The 17,282-nt window shown below is 70.8% G+C and carries 9 protein-coding genes and 1 tRNA gene; 4 read left to right on the forward strand and 6 right to left on the reverse strand.

The features are described 5' to 3' along the window. Nucleotides 1-62: 62 nt before the first annotated feature. Nucleotides 63-1,262, reverse strand: coding sequence for a 6-phosphofructokinase (locus Pla133_RS18320; RefSeq protein WP_145067898.1), 1,200 nt, complete (start codon nt 1,260-1,262; stop codon nt 63-65). 220 nt (nt 1,263-1,482) lie between these two features. Here Pla133_RS18320 and Pla133_RS18325 point away from each other — a divergent pair. After that, nucleotides 1,483-1,567: transfer RNA gene (locus Pla133_RS18325), tRNA-Leu, on the forward strand. Between the two features lie 272 nt (nt 1,568-1,839). Here the strand turns inward: Pla133_RS18325 and Pla133_RS18330 are convergent. Then, nucleotides 1,840-3,864, reverse strand: a complete 2,025-nt coding sequence (locus Pla133_RS18330) for a hypothetical protein (protein ID WP_145067900.1) — start codon at nt 3,862-3,864, stop codon at nt 1,840-1,842. A 133-nt stretch (nt 3,865-3,997) separates the two neighbouring features. Between Pla133_RS18330 and Pla133_RS18335 the strand changes: the two genes are divergently transcribed. Beyond that, nucleotides 3,998-5,161 carry a pyridoxal phosphate-dependent aminotransferase gene (locus Pla133_RS18335; protein ID WP_145067902.1) on the forward strand — a complete coding sequence of 388 codons (1,164 nt, stop codon included), beginning with the start codon at nt 3,998-4,000 and terminating at the stop codon, nt 5,159-5,161. Between the two features lie 30 nt (nt 5,162-5,191). Here Pla133_RS18335 and Pla133_RS18340 read toward each other — a convergent pair whose 3' ends face one another. Both Pla133_RS18340 and Pla133_RS18345 read right to left on the reverse strand, forming a co-directional pair. After that, nucleotides 5,192-7,003: a sulfatase-like hydrolase/transferase gene (locus Pla133_RS18340; RefSeq protein ID WP_145067904.1), complete on the reverse strand. Its 1,812-nt coding sequence runs from the start codon at nt 7,001-7,003 to the stop codon at nt 5,192-5,194. A 46-nt stretch (nt 7,004-7,049) separates the two neighbouring features. After that, nucleotides 7,050-8,243 carry an SGNH/GDSL hydrolase family protein gene (locus tag Pla133_RS18345; protein WP_145067906.1) on the reverse strand — a complete coding sequence of 398 codons (1,194 nt, stop codon included), beginning with the start codon at nt 8,241-8,243 and terminating at the stop codon, nt 7,050-7,052. A 217-nt stretch (nt 8,244-8,460) separates the two neighbouring features. Between Pla133_RS18345 and Pla133_RS18350 the strand changes: the two genes are divergently transcribed. After that, nucleotides 8,461-10,068, forward strand: coding sequence for a hypothetical protein (locus Pla133_RS18350; protein WP_145067908.1), 1,608 nt, complete (start codon nt 8,461-8,463; stop codon nt 10,066-10,068). A gap of 31 nt (nt 10,069-10,099) precedes the next feature. Here the strand turns inward: Pla133_RS18350 and dauA are convergent, their stop codons facing one another. Both dauA and Pla133_RS18360 read right to left on the reverse strand, forming a co-directional pair. After that, complete coding sequence (gene dauA, locus Pla133_RS18355) at nt 10,100-11,863, reverse strand: C4-dicarboxylic acid transporter DauA (protein ID WP_419191705.1); 1,764 nt, start codon at nt 11,861-11,863, stop codon at nt 10,100-10,102. Between the two features lie 130 nt (nt 11,864-11,993). After that, complete coding sequence (locus Pla133_RS18360; RefSeq protein ID WP_419191706.1) at nt 11,994-13,367, reverse strand: HD domain-containing protein; 1,374 nt, start codon at nt 13,365-13,367, stop codon at nt 11,994-11,996. Nucleotides 13,368-13,508: 141 nt separating this feature from the next. Here Pla133_RS18360 and Pla133_RS26510 point away from each other — a divergent pair, with 141 nt between their 5' ends. Beyond that, entirely contained in the window at nt 13,509-17,258 is a 3,750-nt protein-coding gene (locus tag Pla133_RS26510; protein WP_419191707.1) for a hypothetical protein, read from the forward strand. Nucleotides 17,259-17,282 lie beyond the last annotated feature (24 nt).

A 17,282-nucleotide genomic window follows, 5' to 3' on the forward strand; every position in this document is an offset into this window, starting at 1 on the left:
GACCCCGCTCCTTTCGGGTCGCCCGCGCTTCGAATCGCGCCGCCCCCCCCCCGATCCCCGGATCAGCCGATCGAGCGGTCGGTGAGGCGTCCCATGCGGGGCAACTTTCCGACCAGGGGCAGGGCGTAGTCCAGGAAGGCCGGACTGACGTCGTTGTCGCCGAGCAGGAACTCCTCCGGCAGGTCGCGGGTGTTCTTGGCCACGTCGGACAGGGCCGCGACCTCGTAGGCCACCTCGTAGGGCTCCTGGCTGGTCCGGCGGATGACGACGGTGCCGTGCTGGTGCTCGCCGTCCGTGGCCACGCGCACGGCCGTGCGACCGACCTCGCGCGCCTCGGCCGCGTCGACCTCGGAGACCAGGCCGGCGAAGGAGCGCTGCAGGTAGCCGAAGGTGTCGGCCCGCACGCGCAGGCTCGAGCCCAGGCGCTGCTTGATCGCACCGGCCAGGAAGTCGCCCAGGGCGCCGGAGCCGGAGAGCTGGGCGTTGCCGTGGCTGTCGACCTCGTCAGTCTTGAAGATCAACTCGCCGCCGGGGCCGTGGATGCCCTCGGAGACGGCGATCAGGCAGCGACCGAGGTCGGAGTAGACGCGGTCCACGTCGCCGGCGAAGCGCTCCAGGTCGAAGTCGCGCTCCGGCATGTAGATCAGGTGCGGACCGTCGTCGCTGAACTGGCGCGCGAGGGCGCTGGAGGCCGTCAACCAACCGGCATTGCGTCCCATCACGACATCCACCTTGATGCCGGGCAGGCTGCGGTTGTCCTGGTTGTCGCCCATGAAGGCCTGGGCCACGAAGCGCGCTGCCGAACCGTAGCCGGGGCAGTGGTCGGTCACGCGCAGGTCGTTGTCGATGGTCTTGGGGACGTGGAACAGCTTGACGTCGTACCCCTTCTCCACGGCGAGCTCGTTCAGCAGGTGCGCCGTCTCGGCCGAGTCGTTGCCGCCGATGTAGAAGAAGTAGCGGATGTCGTGGCGCTCGAAGGCCGCCAGGACCTTCTCACCCTCCCCGCGCGTGGGCTTCTTCCGCACGGACCGCAGGGCCGCGCAGGGCGTGTTGGCCACGGCCTCGAGCGTCTCGCGCGACTCGGCGCCGAGATCGATCAAGTCGTCGTCGAGGATGCCGCGCACGCCGTGGACGGCCCCGAAGACCCGCCCCATGGCCGGATTGGCCACGGCCTGCTCGACGATGCCGATGAGGCTTTGGTTGATGACGGCCGTGGGGCCGCCGGACTGACCGATGAGGACGTTGCCGGTCGCGTTCGCCATGGGGCTGCGGGGAGCTGGTTCGGGGGGGGTCGAGGTTGCGGATGGTCGGGACGCCGAGAAGTGGGCCTCGGTGGCCGCGACCCTAGCGCCCCGGAGCCCCGGCCGGGAGTCCGTCGACGCCCTAGCGCGCTGATTCCGAAGTTCGGCGGCAGATCGCTTCGGCAGGGGGCAGAGCCTTGCCTTTCGATCCGCGGTTGCTAACCTCTGCCGCTCGTCCCCTGCCCGGGTGGCGGAATTGGTAGACGCGCTAGACTAAGGATCTAGTGGGGCAACCCGTGCTGGTTCAAGTCCAGTCCCGGGCACCAATACATCAGGCCGCGGTGCTGGAAGCCCACGCTTCCGGCGCCGCGGCCTGTGTTTTTTGGGGGCGGCGTCCTGCTTCTTAGGGCGGCATGCTCGAGAGGGCCCGTCGAGTGAGTTGACCTCGAACCGACGGACGCCTGCGGCCCACGCGGACGGACGCCTGCGGCCCACGCGGACGGGCGCCTGCGTCCCACGCGGACGGACTCCTGCGGCCCACGCGGACGGACTCCTGCGGCCCACGCAAACCGTCCGGGCAAGCTGTCCCGGCCCTCCGTCAATCATCGAGGGGCGCGATCAGTCGAGCCTCGAGCTGGAAGTCCTTGAGCTCCAGCCGCAGTTGGACCAGGCCGTACTTGATCAACTCGATCGAGTCGAGCATGCGCTCGGCGTAGCCCGCCAGGGCCGGAACCCGCTGGGCTCGGTACTGCCTGCGAAACACCTCGATCTCCTCTTCAACCAGGGGATCGATCTGCTCCTGCACTCCGGGTGTCAGGGCGCCCCAGACCTCCTCGGGGTAGCGCTCCTTCAGCACCGACTTCTCGATCCGCTGGCGCTCCAGGGTCCAGTCCACGTCGCGGAAGGCGTTGTCCTCGGCCTTCTGTCGCTCGATCGCGCGCAGGCCCGCGCCGATCGCGCGCGGATTGATCCAGACCGCGACGGTCGCGCTGGGCAGGCCGGCGTTGACCAGCCCCTGGAAGGGGCCGAAGTCCGAGAGGCGACCGCTGCGCTCGCCGGACTGCCCGTACTGCGTCCCGTAGTAGGTCGCCAGGACCTGACCGAGCATGCGGAAGTTGTTGCTCACGATCAGGAAGTCCTGGTCGCTGGCGCTGGCGATGTGGCCGGTGCCGGGGACCAAGGGTGCCCAGTACTCGAAGATCGAGTTGCCCCCGTCGACCTCGTTGACGAACACGCCTGCGGACCCCGACTCGGCGCCGCGAATTCCGAAGCGGGCCTGGTTGCCGTTGATCTTGCCCCGGATCGCCTCGAGCTTCTCGAGGTTCTCGACCCACAGGACAAGGGTCCAGGCCATGGTCGGCAGGCCGTCGCTCGGCGGATCCGACTCGAGCGTGGCGTAATCGTTCTCGCGCATGAAGAACGCGAAGCGGTCGTCGAAGATCGTGGCCAGGTCCTCGACCCAGGCGTCGACACCGTCGAAGCCGAACACGGGCCGCAGGATCTCGGTCTCGAGGTTGCTGCGGGCGGCGCGTTCGATCGAAGACAGGTACGTGCCGAGCAGGGACTCGAGGTCGGCCTCACCGTAGAGGAACAGCCCCACGTCCTCGGGCGCGAAGCGCGCCACGTCGTCGAGCATGGCCTGCTGGTCCGCGTCCCGCTGGCGGTAGACCTTGCGCTGGAGCGGGGTCATGGAGTCCGAGTTGAACTCCCCCTCGATCTCGATCGAGAGGCCGCGCTTGAAGCCGATCAACCCCGTCATCTCGCGCATCAGCGAGTACTGGAACATGCGTCCCAGGAACGCGGTGGGCGCCTCGGGGCTGGTGGCGTTGGGCCCGTCCATGGGCCAGCCGAAGCGCGACGCCACGTCGGCGTAGTCGATCGCGAACTTGACCTCGTCCCCGTCGCGCACGTTGGTCGTGACGTTGTCGTGGAAGCTCGCGCTCTGCCCGAGGGAGTCCTCTCCCGCGCGTGCGTTGAGGTCGCGCGCCGCGACCACCAGGCGTGAAGCGTTGGAGACCACCAGCACGTCGCGCACGCGTGTGACGAACAGCGAGCCCTGGATTTCGCCGCCGGAGATGACGGTGTGGTCCTCGTTGCTCTCGACCTTGAGCCCCTGGGCGTCGAGCCCCAGCAGGCCGGGGTAGTCCAGCATCGAGACGCCCAGCTTGCCGACCCAGTTGGTCCGCAGGTAGGCAGCCCATTCGGACCGCTCGAAGGTGTCCGCGGTGGCGTAACCCGCCAGGGCCATCTCGCGCCCCCCCACCACGGCCAGGGGGTCGACCGGGATCGGCAGGGCCGCGAGCTGCTGCTCCAGATCGGTGAACCACTGGTCCAGCCCCAACTCTTGGGCGCGGGCCTGCCATTCGGGACTGGCCAGGATCCGCTGGCCGCGCTCGCTGCGCTCCATGCGCCGCATGAAGTCCAGCTTCGGGAAGCTCGAGAACTCCCCCTCCAGGTCGCTCTTGGCCGAGAAGTAGTCCACGTCCCGCGGGACGAGGGTCGCCAGGTCGAACTCGTAGTCGCTCTCGAAAGGGCTGAAAACGAAGGTCGAGAAGGCGAAGTAGCCTGTGAAGAGGAGCACCGCGGCGGCGATCCCGACGATCTTGATTATTCGGCGTTTCATGCGGCTCGAGCTCGAGGCGGGCGCCACAGGGTAGCGACGCGATCGGGGCCCAGTCGCGGACCGCCCGAGGGATGACGTCGCAGGGCCCTGAATCTTCCCGACTGGGGCGACGGCCGACCGTATCCTCCGCGCCATGCGACTGTCAGCGCGAGCCGAGGGCGTGGCCCTCTCGATCACCTTGGCCCTGGACGCCCGCGCCAAGGAGTTGGCGGCCTCCGGCCGAGACGTGGTCAACATGGCCGTGGGCGAGCCCGATGCCCCGGCGCCGGCGGTGGCCCGCGCGGCCGCCGTGGCGCGGGTGGAGAGCTGCGACGTGCGCTACACCCCCGCCGCGGGAACGCCGAGCCTGCGCCGCGCCCTGGCGGCGCACGTCACGGAGACCCGCGGCCGCCACCACGGTCCCGAGCAGATCGTCGTGTGCCACAGCGGCAAGCACGCCCTCTCGGGCGCCTGCACCGCCCTGTTCGATCCCGGCGACGAGTTGCTGATTCCCCAGCCCTCTTGGGTCTCCTACGTGGAGATCGCGCGGGTCACGGGCCTGGTCCCGGTGCCCACGGCGGGGCGCCCCGATTGCGGCCCCGACCTCGAGGCCCTCGCGGCCGCGTGCACGCCGCGCACCCGCGGGGTGCTGATCAACTCGCCCTGCAACCCGAGCGGCTACGTGTGGTCGCGCGGGGAGCTGGCGACCCTGGTCGAACTCGCCGAGCGCCACGACCTGTGGATCGTCAGCGACGAGATCTACCGCCGCCTGGTCTACGGCGAGCGCCCGTTCGTCAGCCCCGTCGAGCTCGGCGACGCCGCGGCCGCGCGCACGGTGATCGTGGACGGGGCCAGCAAGACCTACGCCATGACCGGCTACCGCATCGGCTTCGCGGCCGGGCCCGCCGCCGCCATCGCCGGGATCGCGCGGGTCCACAGTCAGATGACCGGCTCGCCCAACACGGTCTCCCAGGCCGCCTACGAGGCCGTACTCGCGCCGGAGCCGCCGGAGGTGGCGCACATGGTCGAGACCTACGCCCGGCGTCGAACGCTGCTGTTGGACGGGCTCGAAGCCCTCGGCCTGCGCACGCCGGTCCCCCACGGCGCCTTCTACGCCTTCCCCGACGTCAGCGAGCACCTCGGCGGCGCGGCCGACAGCGGCGAGTTCTGCGCGCGCCTGCTCGAGGAGCAGGGCCTGGTGCTGGTGCCCGGAGCGGCCTTCGGCGCACCCGCCCACGTGCGCCTGTCCTACGCCCTCGACGACGAGCGCATCCGCGTCGCCCTCGAGCGCCTGGCGACCTTCATCGGCCGCGCCTGAGCCCCGCGCGGGATCTCGGGCGCGGAAGCGTCACGGCCCCGGCGTCTGCGTCGCGAGCAGAGCCAGGAGCTCCGCTCGCAGGCTGGCCAGGTGTTGGGCCGCGACGACACTCAGGTTCGCTTCGCCGCCGGCCAACAGGTTGACCTGCTCGAAGGGATCCTGGCTCCGATCGAAGAGCTGCGCCTGGCCGCCGTGGGCGGTGATGATCAGCTTGTAGCCGTCCAGGTCCTCCACCGACTTGCGATCGAGGGTCGGGATCAACCCACCGACGGCGTTGCTGAAGACGTTGCCGAGGGGCTGGCTCGGGTCGACGATCACGGCCTGGGCCACGATCGAGTTGAAGCCGAAGCCGCTGAAGACGGCACCCACCACGGGCAGGTGCAGACTGCCGAGAGCATTCGTCGCCAGGGGCAAGAGCACCACCAGGGGCGAGGGCACCAGCGTCCCGCCCACCAGGGGAATCGGCTGGGCGCCGACCCCGACCACCAGCAGCCCCGGCGCCAGGGGCGGGGCCCCGTCGAGGGTCAACATCAGGAGGTTGCCGTCGACCAGTCCCTGGCCGCCCGCGCCGCACAGGGCCAGGACCGGCGGCGAGGGCCCCGGTCCCGCGAAGCCCAGGTCGGTCTGGCACACCGCGGGCAGGCTCGGGTCGGCCGCCACGAGCTCTTGGGGCGAGGGCACCCCCTTGCCGACGCCGTTGCCCCAGAAGCGCTCGCTGAAGAGCACGCTGCGCTCGGAGACCGCGGTCGGATTCGCGAGGTACGGCACCAGCGAGCGCGAGTCGATCGTCTTGCCGATCGTGGCCGGGTTGACCCCGGCGATCTCGGCCACGGTGGCGAACAGGTCGAGCACCTGCACCAGCGCCTGGCACTCGCCGGGCGCGGACACGGTCGGGCCACTGATCAAGAGCGGCACGCGCACGCCCCCGTCGAACAGGGTGTGCTTGCCGTGGGTGGGATCGAAGGGCGGCTCGATGCCGGGCCCCGCGGTGCCGTTGTCCCCCACCACGATCACGGTCAGGTCACCCGCGGGCGCGCCGACACCGCTGAGCAGGCGGCCGATCTCCGTGTCCAGGGCCTCCACCATGGCGCGGTGCTGCCAGTGGGCGGGGTTGCCGGGCGGGATACTCGCGGGATTGACCGAGTGCAGCGCCGCCGGCGGCCAGTGGAAGGGCGAATGCACCGCGTGGAAGGCGACGTAGGCGAACCAGGGCTCGGTCTGTTGGGAGATCCAACCGAGGGCCGAGTCGACCGTGGCCGAGGTCAGGTACTGGGTCGAGACCGATTCGACGCCGTCCACGACCCGCGGCCAGTTGGTGTAGGACGCCGGATTCGAGGCGACGATGTCGAGGTTGCTCAGACAGCCGTCGTAGTGGCCGAAGCCGGCGTTGTTCGGCGCCAGGGCTCCGTCCGCAGCGCCTCCCAGGTGCCACTTGCCGAAGGCCGCGTGGACGTACTGGCCGCCCGTGTCGAGCAGCTCGGGCAGGATCGTCTCGGAAAGGGGCAGGCCGGTCTCCGTCGCGCCGCTGCCGATGGCGTTGCCGACGCCGGTGCGGAAGCCGTGGCGCCCTGTCATCAGGGCCGCCCGCGTGGGCGAGCAAACGGGATTCGACCAGGCCTGCCGGAACAGCACCGACTGGGCCGCGAGGGCGTCCAAGTTGGGCGTGGGCGGCGGGTTCGTGGCCTCGGCGTAGACGCCGAGTTGGTCGACGCCGACGTCGTCGAGGACGATCAGCAGCACGTTCGGCGGCGTCGTTCGCTGGCCCTGGATGGCGGAGGCGGACGGGGCGACGACGAGGGCCAGGAACACCGCGCTAGCGAGCGCGCGACGGGGGTCGATCATCTTGGTTGGATCGGGCGGGCGGTAGCCGACCGCGCAGTCGTCCGGTTCACTCGGTACAGACGCGCGGGATCAACTCGTGGGCCAGATAGTCGCCCACGATCGCATGGCAACGGGCATTCGGGTGGCGGTCGTGGGGATGGACTTGCAGGGATTTTCCGTCCTGGCCCAAGAGGGGCTCGAGGAGGTCGAAGAAGGGCACCCCGCGCTCGGCACACATGGCCCCGAGGGTGCGGGCCTCCTCGGCGAAGGGGTAGTGCTCGTCGAGCTGCACCAGGGTCGGGTACATGGATCCGACCAGGTCGAAGCCCTGCTCCCGCGAGAGCGTCACCAGCCGATCGAGGGAGCGACCGACCATCTCCCGACCGGGCGAACCCTCGCTCCAGTCCAGCTTGTAGCTCTCGTACATCAGCCCGCCCCGCAGCCAACCGTGCAGGCGGTGGGCGATCATGTCGACCAGCACCGACCGCCGGCGCAAGGCCATGGTGCGCGCGCGGGCCGGGGTCAGCCCCTCGGTCTCGCCCGCGTCCCAGACTCCCGAGGTCAGCCCCAGGCGCTCGATCCACTGGGCCCGCTCGGAGGGCTCGTCGCTGCGACCGGGCGCCGCTTCGATGTTGCGGCCGGAGGCGTCGGGGATGGTCGAGACCAACAGCACCAGGTCGGGCTCGAACCGCGCCACGTTGAACTCGAACCAGGCCACCTGCTGGCTGGTGTTGTGGGCGAACACGCCGCAGTTCATGACCTCGACCCGGCAGTCGAGGCCGGCCGCGGCGAAGCGCCGCTCCATCACCTTGGGCAGGCTGTCCTCGAGCTCCACGCCGGTGCCGTAGGTGACCGAATCGCCCAGCACCGCGATCCGGAACACGCCCTGCGGCTTGGGCCGCGCGTAGGACTCGGCCCGATCGCGGAAGCCGTCGCGGTTGATGGCGTAGTGGACGGTCCGGTCCGGCACGTCGCCGAAACCCGGGTACAGCACCTCGCCGCTGGTCGACGGCTTGAGCGTGTCGTACAGCCGCGGGGCCTTGTCCGGCGCCACCAGCGTGCGGATCGGCAGGCGGTTGTTGGGCCCCCGCGGCGGCACCCCCAGCCCGGCCACGCGGGCGCCGATCTCGAGCAGCACCAGGGCCACGACCAGGGCCGCGGTCCAGCGCAGGAGGGCCAACCCGGCGCGAATCGGGAAGGGACGATGGCGCGCCGGCGCGGCGAGCGGGGACGGAGAGTCGGAGGCGTGATCGGCGGGCATCGTCCAGGGGGGCTCGGGGCCCCAGACTCTACCCCGTGCGCCCCGCCGCGGCCCGGGATAGAGTTAGCGGCCGGAAGGCCCCCCATGCGATTCCTCCGCAACGTCCTGATCATCTTCGTCCTGCTGGTCGCCCTCTTGTTCCTCGTGAACCTGCTGGGCGGCAGCGACTACCTGCCGTTCGACTACGGCGGGTTCTGAGCCGGAGTCGCCGCGCGCCATGCGTCCCAGCCTCGCCCGACGATTGGGTGGTGCCGCCCTGTCGCTGCTCGCGGTGGTGGCGCTCTTCGCGGCGCTCGAGTTCGGGCTGCGCGCCGCCGGGATCGCCGAGCCGCCGAGCTCGACCCTGCGCTACCAGCAGGTCTACCCGCCGCTCCTGCGCCCCGACGAGCTGCCCGACGGGCGCCAGGTCCTGGCCACGGTCGACCCGCGCCTGCCCTACCAGTGGATCGCGCCCGGCGACGACGTCTTCCGCGTGGCTGTCTTCGGGGGTTCGGCGGTGGCCGGCCTCGGCTCCGCCCCCGGCGCGACCTTCGCGCGCGAGCTGGAGACGATCCTGCGCGCCGCCTACCCGGACACCGCCGTCGAGGTCTTGAACCTGGGTGTGGTGGCCCTGGCCTCGGGCCAGGTGCTCGAGTTGGTCGAAGACCTGGCCGCCCACGGCGAGCTGGACCTGGCCGTGATCTATTCGGGCAACAACGAGTTCCTGGAGCTGCACAGCCGCGTCTTCGCCGAGCACACAGGCGCCGCCCCCGGTCCGCTGGCCGCGGCCCTACGCAGCTCGCGCCTGGCGTCGCTCCTGCGCGGAGGGCGGCGCGAGCCCAGCCCCGAGGAACTCGAACGCAGCGTCTCGACCCGCAACCTGGCCGCCAACGACGACCGCGTCGAGCACAGCGACATGTTGGCCGAAGTGCGGATCGACGCGGCCCAGGTGACGGCCGTCGAGCAGGCCTACGAGGACAACCTGCGCGCGATGGTCGCCGCCTGCCGCGAGGCCGAGGTGCCGGCGGTGGTCTGCACCGTCGCGACCAACTGGCGCTGGACCGGCCTCGAAGACGAGGACGACAGCCTGTGGCGCGACGAACTGGGCCTGGCGGGCGACGCCCTCGTGGCCGCCTGCGTCGACCGCGCGGCCCGGGCCGACGACCCCGTCGAGCGCTGGCACTGGCTGGATCGCGCGGCGCGCACGGCCGAGGGCGGTGGCCAGGCTGCGCGGGCAGCCGAGCTGTTCCGCTCCGCCCTCGACTCCGACCCGCACCTGCGGCGCGCCACCTCGCGCCTGGCCGAGCGGGCCCGCGCGGTGGCCGCCAGCGAAGCGGGCGCGTACCTGTTCGACGCCGATGCCGTCCTCACGGCCCTCTCCACCGGCGGAGTGATCGGCTTCGAGACCTTCTACGACTACGTGCACTTCACCCCCGGCGGGGCTCTGACGATGGCGCGCGAGTTGGCGCGAGCCGCGGGCGCCGCGGGGCTCCTGCCCGGCCCCTACGAGGCGCCGCGAGGGGAACTCGAGCAGCGCCTGGCTTTCATCGAGGCCGACGGTCCCGACGCCCTGGCCGTGCGCGACTTCCTGGGCTTCGGCTTCGACCGCACCTTGCTCGAGAGCCGCGACCTGTGGCGCTACGACGCCATGCAGGACGACCTGGACGCACGCATCGACGCCGACCCGCAGGACTGGCGCGCCCGGTGCTACCGCGGCAACGTGGCCTTCTTCCGCCCCGGCGGCGCCGCCGACGCCGAGCGCGACTACCGCGCCGCGCTCGCGATCCAGGAGCAAGAAGCGGTGCGCGGGAACCTCGAGCGGGTAACGACCGACCGACGCCCCTGAGGACGACCGCGACTCCGGCGGCCGCCGTTACTCACTCGGCCGCCATGCTCTCGGCCGCCGCGCTGGCTCGGTCGACGGCTTCAGCGGTGCTGTCGCACAGGAGGAGCTTGCCCGCCTCCTCCACGACCCCGGCGCGGCGCAGCACTCGCTTGACCCCGGAGCCCATCCCGGCCAGCACCACCACCAGGCCGTCGCGGTGCAAGCGCGAGATCGCCGAGCGGAGGTTGACCAGGCCGGTCGCGTCGATGACCGGAACGGCCGAGAGGTCGAGCACCACGACCTTGGCGTCGCTGCGTGCGCGGTGCAGGGCGCTGGTGGCACGATGGGCGGCGCCGAAGAACAGGGGACCCGCGATCTCGTACCAGACGATTCCCTTCGACCTGAGCTCCGGGGGAACCGCCTGCTGCTCGTCGACCAGGCGGACCTCGGAGACCTCGATCATCCGACGCATGAAGAGGATCGAGGCCAGCACCAACCCGGCGCCGACGGCGATCACCATGTCGAACAGGACGGTCAGGCCGAGGCAGGTCAAGAGCACGAGGCTGTCGCCCCGGGGCGAGGTCCGCAGCACCATCGCCACGTGCCTCACCTCCGCCATGTTCCAGGCGACCAGCGTGAGCAGCGCCGCGAGGGACGCCATGGGCAGGTAGCCGAGCACGGGCGCGAAGGCCAGCACGGCCGACAACACGACCAGTGAGTGGACCACCGCCGCGATCGGCGTGCGCCCCCCCGCCCGCACGTTGGTGGCCGTGCGTGCGATGGCCCCGGTGGCGGCGATACCACCGAAGAGCGGGCAGAGCACGTTCCCGACGCCTTGCGCGAACAGCTCCGCGTCGGGGTCGTGGTTGTCCCCCATCATCCCGTCGGCGACCACCGCCGAGAGCAGGGACTCGATCGCACCGAGCATGGCGATCGCGAAGGCCGAGGGCAGCAGCTCGCGCACCAGGTCGAAGGTGATCCCGATCGGGGCGCCGTCCGCTCCCGCGAGGTTCCAGGGCATCACGAGTTGGGGGGCGAGCCTGGGGATCCCCAGTCCGATCCCATCGGCCGTTTCAAAGGCGAAGCGGTCGCGAATCGTCGCCACGTGGAAGCCGGGCACCAGCTGCTCGAGCGCCCAGGCCACGAGCGCCGCCACTGCCAGGGCCACCAGCGGGGCCGGGATGCGCCGACTCACCCGGGGCCACAGGACCAGCATGAGCAGCGTGGACAGGCCCGTCGCGAACTCCGGCCAACGCGCGGTGGGAAGGGCTCGCGCCAGCGCCTCGACGCGGTCCAGGTAGTGCTCGGGACGCCCCGCCACCGCCAAGCCCAGCAGGTCCTGGACTTGAAGCGTCGCGATCACGACGGCGATGCCCGCCGTGAAGCCGACCGTCACCGGGTAGGGGACGAGTTGGATCAGACGCCCCGCGCGGGCCAGGGCGAGGCACGCCTGCAGGAGTCCGGCCAACATCGTGGCCAACAGCAGTCCCCCCAGGCCGTGGCGAACCACGATCGGGGCCAGGATCACCACGAAGGCCGCCGTGGGCCCGGACACCTGGACCTTGGAGCCCCCGAGGACCGCGATCACGAAGCCCGCGACGATGGCCGTGTAGAGCCCGTGTTGCGGCGGCACGCCGACCGCCACGGCCAGGGCCATGGAAAGGGGCAGGGCCACCACCCCCACAACCACGCCCGCCAGGAGGTCCGCCCGCAGCGTGGAGGCGTTGTAGCCGCTCGCGATCGCGCCACGCAGCGCGGCGGCCACGCGGATCTTCCCGGACGGTTCCGCCGCCGGCAGCGGGGACTCTTGCGACATCGTGGGGCGCAGGGATGTCCTGCCGCCCTTCTCTTCCGTGGTGTTGGTCGTGAAATCGGACAGACGGGCAGAGCATCCGTCTCAGGACCGGAGGGTGTCAAGCAAGCGGGCCGATGCCCGGGCCTCCCCGTCAGAGCCGGTACGCGTTGACCGCGCCCGGGAACTCGCCGATGGCGACCTCCTGGACCTTGGCCAGCACGGCCGGGTCGCGCGCGTCCGCGAGCACGTAGAACTTCCACAGGTCGCGGTAGGAGCGCTCCAGGTCCGCGAGGCGCGGGACGCGGTCGGAGAACTCCGCCAGGGGGCGCGGCTCGTGCACGCCCGGCCAACGCACGTGGGTGGCGACCTCCTTGAGCTGCATCCGCGCGGCCGGGCAGTAGACGATCACCTCGATCTCCTTGCCGGTGGCGAAGCGCACCAGGTCGGCGATGCGTGCCTCGACGGCGGCGCGCTCGGCCCCGCGCCCGCGGGCGAAGTAGCGCTCGACCAGTTCCTTCTGGGTCTGCTCGTTCTCGTAGCGCGGGAAGACGCAGGCGCGCTTGAACAGTCGACGGCGCTCGAAGCCCTCGAGCAGGTGGCTCACGCGCGCGCGCAGGCGCGGATCGCCCTGGTGAACCGAGCGCCGCAAGAGGTCGACCAGGGAATGGTCGGTCTGCATGTAGAGGTCCGCGTCCTCGATCAGACCCGCGCCCAGGCACAGCTCCGCGGCCCGGGCGATCAGGGCCCCGGCGGAGACCTTGGCGTGGTGGTAGTAGACGCGTTCGGAGAAGTAGTAGCGCGCCTCGAGGATCCGCACGATCTCGCTCAGGATGTCCTCGCGCAGGAGCTCGCGCTTCTGCAGGTCCAGATACAGGTTGCCGCTGGCTCGATCGACCTTGAAGTAGCGCACGATGCGCTCGTCCACCTGCAGCCGCAGACCGGTGAAGTAGGCGTCGCGGGCGAGGTAGTCGAGGATGTCGGAACAGATCGTGTCCGACATGATCTGCGACCAGTAGGGCGGGATCGGCGCGCGACCTTCGGTGCCCTGGGGCAACAGGATCGTGAGCACGTCGTCGCGCACGCCCAGCTCGTCCAACAGGCGCCCCAGCTCGGTCGAGACCGACAGCATCCCGCGGTAGCGCGCGGCGGAGTCGTGGCGCTCGAGCAGCCCACTCTGGTCCTCGATGTTGTGCCCGAAGGGCACGTGGGTGACGTCGTGGATCAGGGCCGCGAGCCGGATCAGCCGGGCCTCCTCCTCGCTGATCCCGAGGCAGGCCCGGGGCTCGAGGTCGGCGTTCTGGTTGATCGCCTCGATCATCGAGCGGGTCACGTGCAGCGTGCCGATCGAGTGCTCGAAGCGCGAGTGGACCGCCCCCGGGTAGGCCAGGTAGGCGGTGCCGAGCTGCTTGACGCCCCGCAGCCGCTGCATCTCGCGCGTGTCGAGCACGGCGAGCTCCTCGTCGGTCAGATCGATGTCCCCGTGGACGGGGTCGCGCAGGACGCTGAATCGTTTACGGCCGGACAAGAAACAGGGCTGTGGTCGGGAGTCGGGGCGAAGGGCTGGAGGGGTCATTTCGGGCCGTACGGCCCACGGTTACGGCTCACCACCGCCCTGCTAAGCTCTTCCCGCCCCCCCCGGCGAGCGACCTCCACCCCACGGACGAGCATGACCCGACCCCGAGCTTTCCGCCGGGCCCACCGCCGGGTGGTCCTCCTGGCGGCCGTAATCGGCCTGATTCCCTGCGCCGCGATTCTCGCCCGACCGAGCGCGGCCTCCGCGAGCGCTGCCGCTCCGTTCCGCGGCGACGACGACGCTCCGCCGACCCTCGGGTTGGCCCTCGACCGAGCCGAGAGTCTGCTCGAGCTGGGCGACCTGGACCGCGCCCGGGCCCAGATCGAGCGCGCCCTGGAGCGCGACGCGCGCTCCCTGCGGGCTTGGGACCTGCGCGCGCGCTGGGCCGAGGTGGCCGAGGACCGCGACGACCTGGTGCACACGCTCCACCGCCGGCTCGAGCTGACCGTGGCCCAGGACCGGCCCAAGGCCGAGCGCGCGGAGGTCCGCGAGCGGCTCTACGCCGTCGACCCCCTGGCCCGCGACCTCGAGCTGCTGCGCGAGGAGTTCGTCGAGGAGCTGGTCAAGCTGGCCGAGGGCTACACCAAGGAGAAGCGCCCCCACTCCGCCATCCGGACCCACAAGGAGGTCCTGGCCCTGGATCCGTCCCGGATCGAGAGCGAGGCCGCGATCGAGCTCCTGGCCGCCGCGCCGGACCCCAGCCTGGCCGCCGACGCCAACCCGCCGGACCTGTTCGCCGACGTGACCGAGGAGTGGATCCGCGAGCACGACGAGAAGCACGGCGACTGGGGCGACCGAGCCAAGCTGACCCGCGACAACTACGTCACCCAGACCAACGCCGGCTACGAGCTGATGGTCCGCGCGGGCGAGGCCATGGAGCAGATGAACGCCTTCTACCGGGTGTTCTTCGAGTACGGCACCGAGGACTCGCCCGGCGGCGTGTCGCGCATCGACCTTTTGATCTACAAGGATCGCCAGGAGTACCTCGACGCCGGCGCGATCGAGTGGTCGCGCGGCTTCTTCAACGGCGGCGCGGTGGTCACCTACGCCGGCGAGGACAGCTTCGAAACGATCGTCGGCGTGCTGTTCCACGAGGCGGCGCACCAGTTCGTGTCCCTGGCCACCAACGCGAGTGGCTGGCTGAACGAGGGCCTGGCGTCGTTCTTCGAGGGCTGCCGTATCCTGGCCAACGGCACGGTGATCATGAACCTGCCGGCCAACCACCGGCTGTTCCCCCTCGCCAGCCGCATGGAGCAGGGCTGGATGGAGCACGTCAACGACGGCGTGGATCCGGCCGACCCCAACAAGACGCCGGAGACCGCGCCGACCTTCGCGATCGTGCTCGGCGGTCGCTACCCCTGGGGCCCACCGTGGTACGCGCCGACCTGGGGCGTGGTGTACTTCTGCTACAACTACCAGGACCCTGTCGACGGCCGCTACGTGTACCGCTCGGCCTTCCGCGGGTTCATGGACTCGCTCAGCTCGCGCCTGGGCGACTCGGCCATCGAGCACTTCGAGGAGGTCGTGCTCGGTCAACCGTCGAAGCCGACCGTCAAGGTCGACTACACCGGCCAGGAGCGCCTGCCCCTGCCGAAGACCGTCGACGAGCTGAACGAGATCTGGAAGGACTGGATCCTGCGCCTGCGCGACGAGCAGAGCGGCAAGCTCGAGGTGGAGCGCCCGTGGCGCGCCTGGGCCCTTTACGCCATCGATCGCGGCGAGAAGGACGTGGCCCTCGAACACTTCGAGAAGGGCATCGCGGCCACGCCGGCCGACGTGGGCCTGTTGCAGGACTTCGCCGCGTTCCTGTCGACGACCCTCAAGAACGACGACCGCGCGTCCAAGCTCCAGTTGCGCGCAGTGCAGCTGCTCGAGAACGAGGACCCGATCGACGAGAAGGCCCTGGCCTCGGCCCGTCGCGCCCTCTCCAAGTACGACCCCGATCGCAAGGACGTCGAGGAGATCCACGACAAGCTGCGCTCGGCGGTGCTGGGCCTGGTGCAGCGCTACGTGGCCGACGGGCTGTACCTGCAGGCCATGGACCTGTCCTGGCGCTTCGGCAACCAGCTGGGCGAGCAGCGACTGTTCGAGCTCTACGCCCAGGCCCTGGCGGCCGGCGGACGCTCGACCGCGATCTGGAAGCTGGCCTACGACGAGCGCGGGCTCGACGGCTGGGTCTCGGGCGAGACCGGGGGCTGGACCTCCGAGGGCGTCAACCTGCTGGGCAAGCTGGGTGAGTACCGCGCCGACAGCTTCGACTACCGCTTCCTGACCTTCGACACGGTCACCTCCGGCGACTACTCGTTCGAGGCCGAGGTCAAGGTCGAGAGCGGCAAGGGCGCCTTCGGAGGGCTGGTCTTCGGGCGCAAGAGCGACACGACCTTCCACTCGATGATCCTGTTCCCGCCCAAGCGCGGGCGCGAGGGCGCCGCCGAGACGGGCTACGTCGACCTGACCAGCTTCTACGGCGGCGACTTCAAGATCTGGCGCCACAACACGGTGCAGGTCGACAAGGGCGAAGCCACCAGCGCCACCACCAGCTTCCACAAGCTGCGCGTGGACGTGGTCGGCACCACCGTCGACGTGTGGTTCGACGGCACCTTCATCGCCAGCCAGGACTTCGGCACGGCGGACGTGCTGCGCGGCGGCTTCGGCCTGGTCATCGGCCCCGGCGAGAGCCTGTTCCGCAACGTGCGCTACCTGGCGCGCCAGCCCAACGACCCCGCCTCCGCCCTCGAACGCGAGCGGCGCATCGAAGAGCTGATGGCCCAGGGTCAGGGGCTGAACGGCAGCTACCTGGGCTACGTGCCGCCCTTCCCGCGCGTGGAGCGCTGGGTCCGCGACCCGCTGGCCGATTGGGACGAGATCGGACCCTCGCCGACGCTGCTCGCCTTCTGGAACATCGACGTGAACGAGATCATGCCCCTGGACGGCTGGCTCGATCACCTGATGGACGAGCACGGCAAGGCCGGCCTGAAGATCGTCAACGTGGTCTCCCCCAACGACTCCGAGCGCATCGAGGAGTACCTGGCCGGGACGAAGTTCCCGGGCTCGGTAGCGCTCGACCGGCGCGAGGGCTTCGGCATCGGCGACACCTTCGAGGACTTCTCGATCGACCGCTTCAACCTGCCGCGGATGTTGCTCTTGGATCTCGACCACCGCGTGGTGTGGGAGGGCGATCCGGGCTTCAGCATCGGCACCGGGTGGGTCCCCGCCGAGGGCAGCTTCGTGGACGCGCCGATCGCGGAGCTGGTCGCCAAGCGCAAGCTCGCGACCCTGGTGCCCTGGCGCGAGCAGTGGACCGCCACGGGGCAGCCGGCCCTCGCGGCGGGTCGCTTTGCCGAGGCCGCGCCGCTCTTGATCGCGGCCGAGGGCTTCGACGCGCGCTTCGATCCCCAGGTCCGCGAGGCCAAGACGGCGCTCGACTCGGTGCGCTCATCCATGGCCAGCATCTCGGTCACCGCCGAAGCCATCGCCCGCGACGGGGCCGACCCGGCCCTGGACGTGCTGCTCGACTGGGGTCGCGAGGTCGGTGCCGAGCTGACGCCGCGCGAACGCAAGGAGCTCAAGGACGTCCTCGAGGGCCGGCTCGACAAGGCCTGGGATCGCGCGGAGAAGGCCGTGGCCGACTGGCTCAAGCGCAACCGGCGCGACCCCGCGGCGGCAGCGATCGACGAGTTGGCCGGCGAACTCGAAGCCCTCGAGGGGCGCTTCCCGACCGAGCTCGCCGCGCTGATTCGGACGGCCTGGGACGAAGGCGGCTACGACGCCGTGGGCGCCGAGGCCGAGTCGGCCGCGCAGCTCCCGGCCCGTTGGCTCGCCCGGGAGTACTTCCGCTGGTAGAGCGAGCACGTCTTCGCGCCGCGG

This window comes from Engelhardtia mirabilis, assembly GCF_007748095.1.
Taxonomy (GTDB): Bacteria; Planctomycetota; UBA1135; order UBA1135.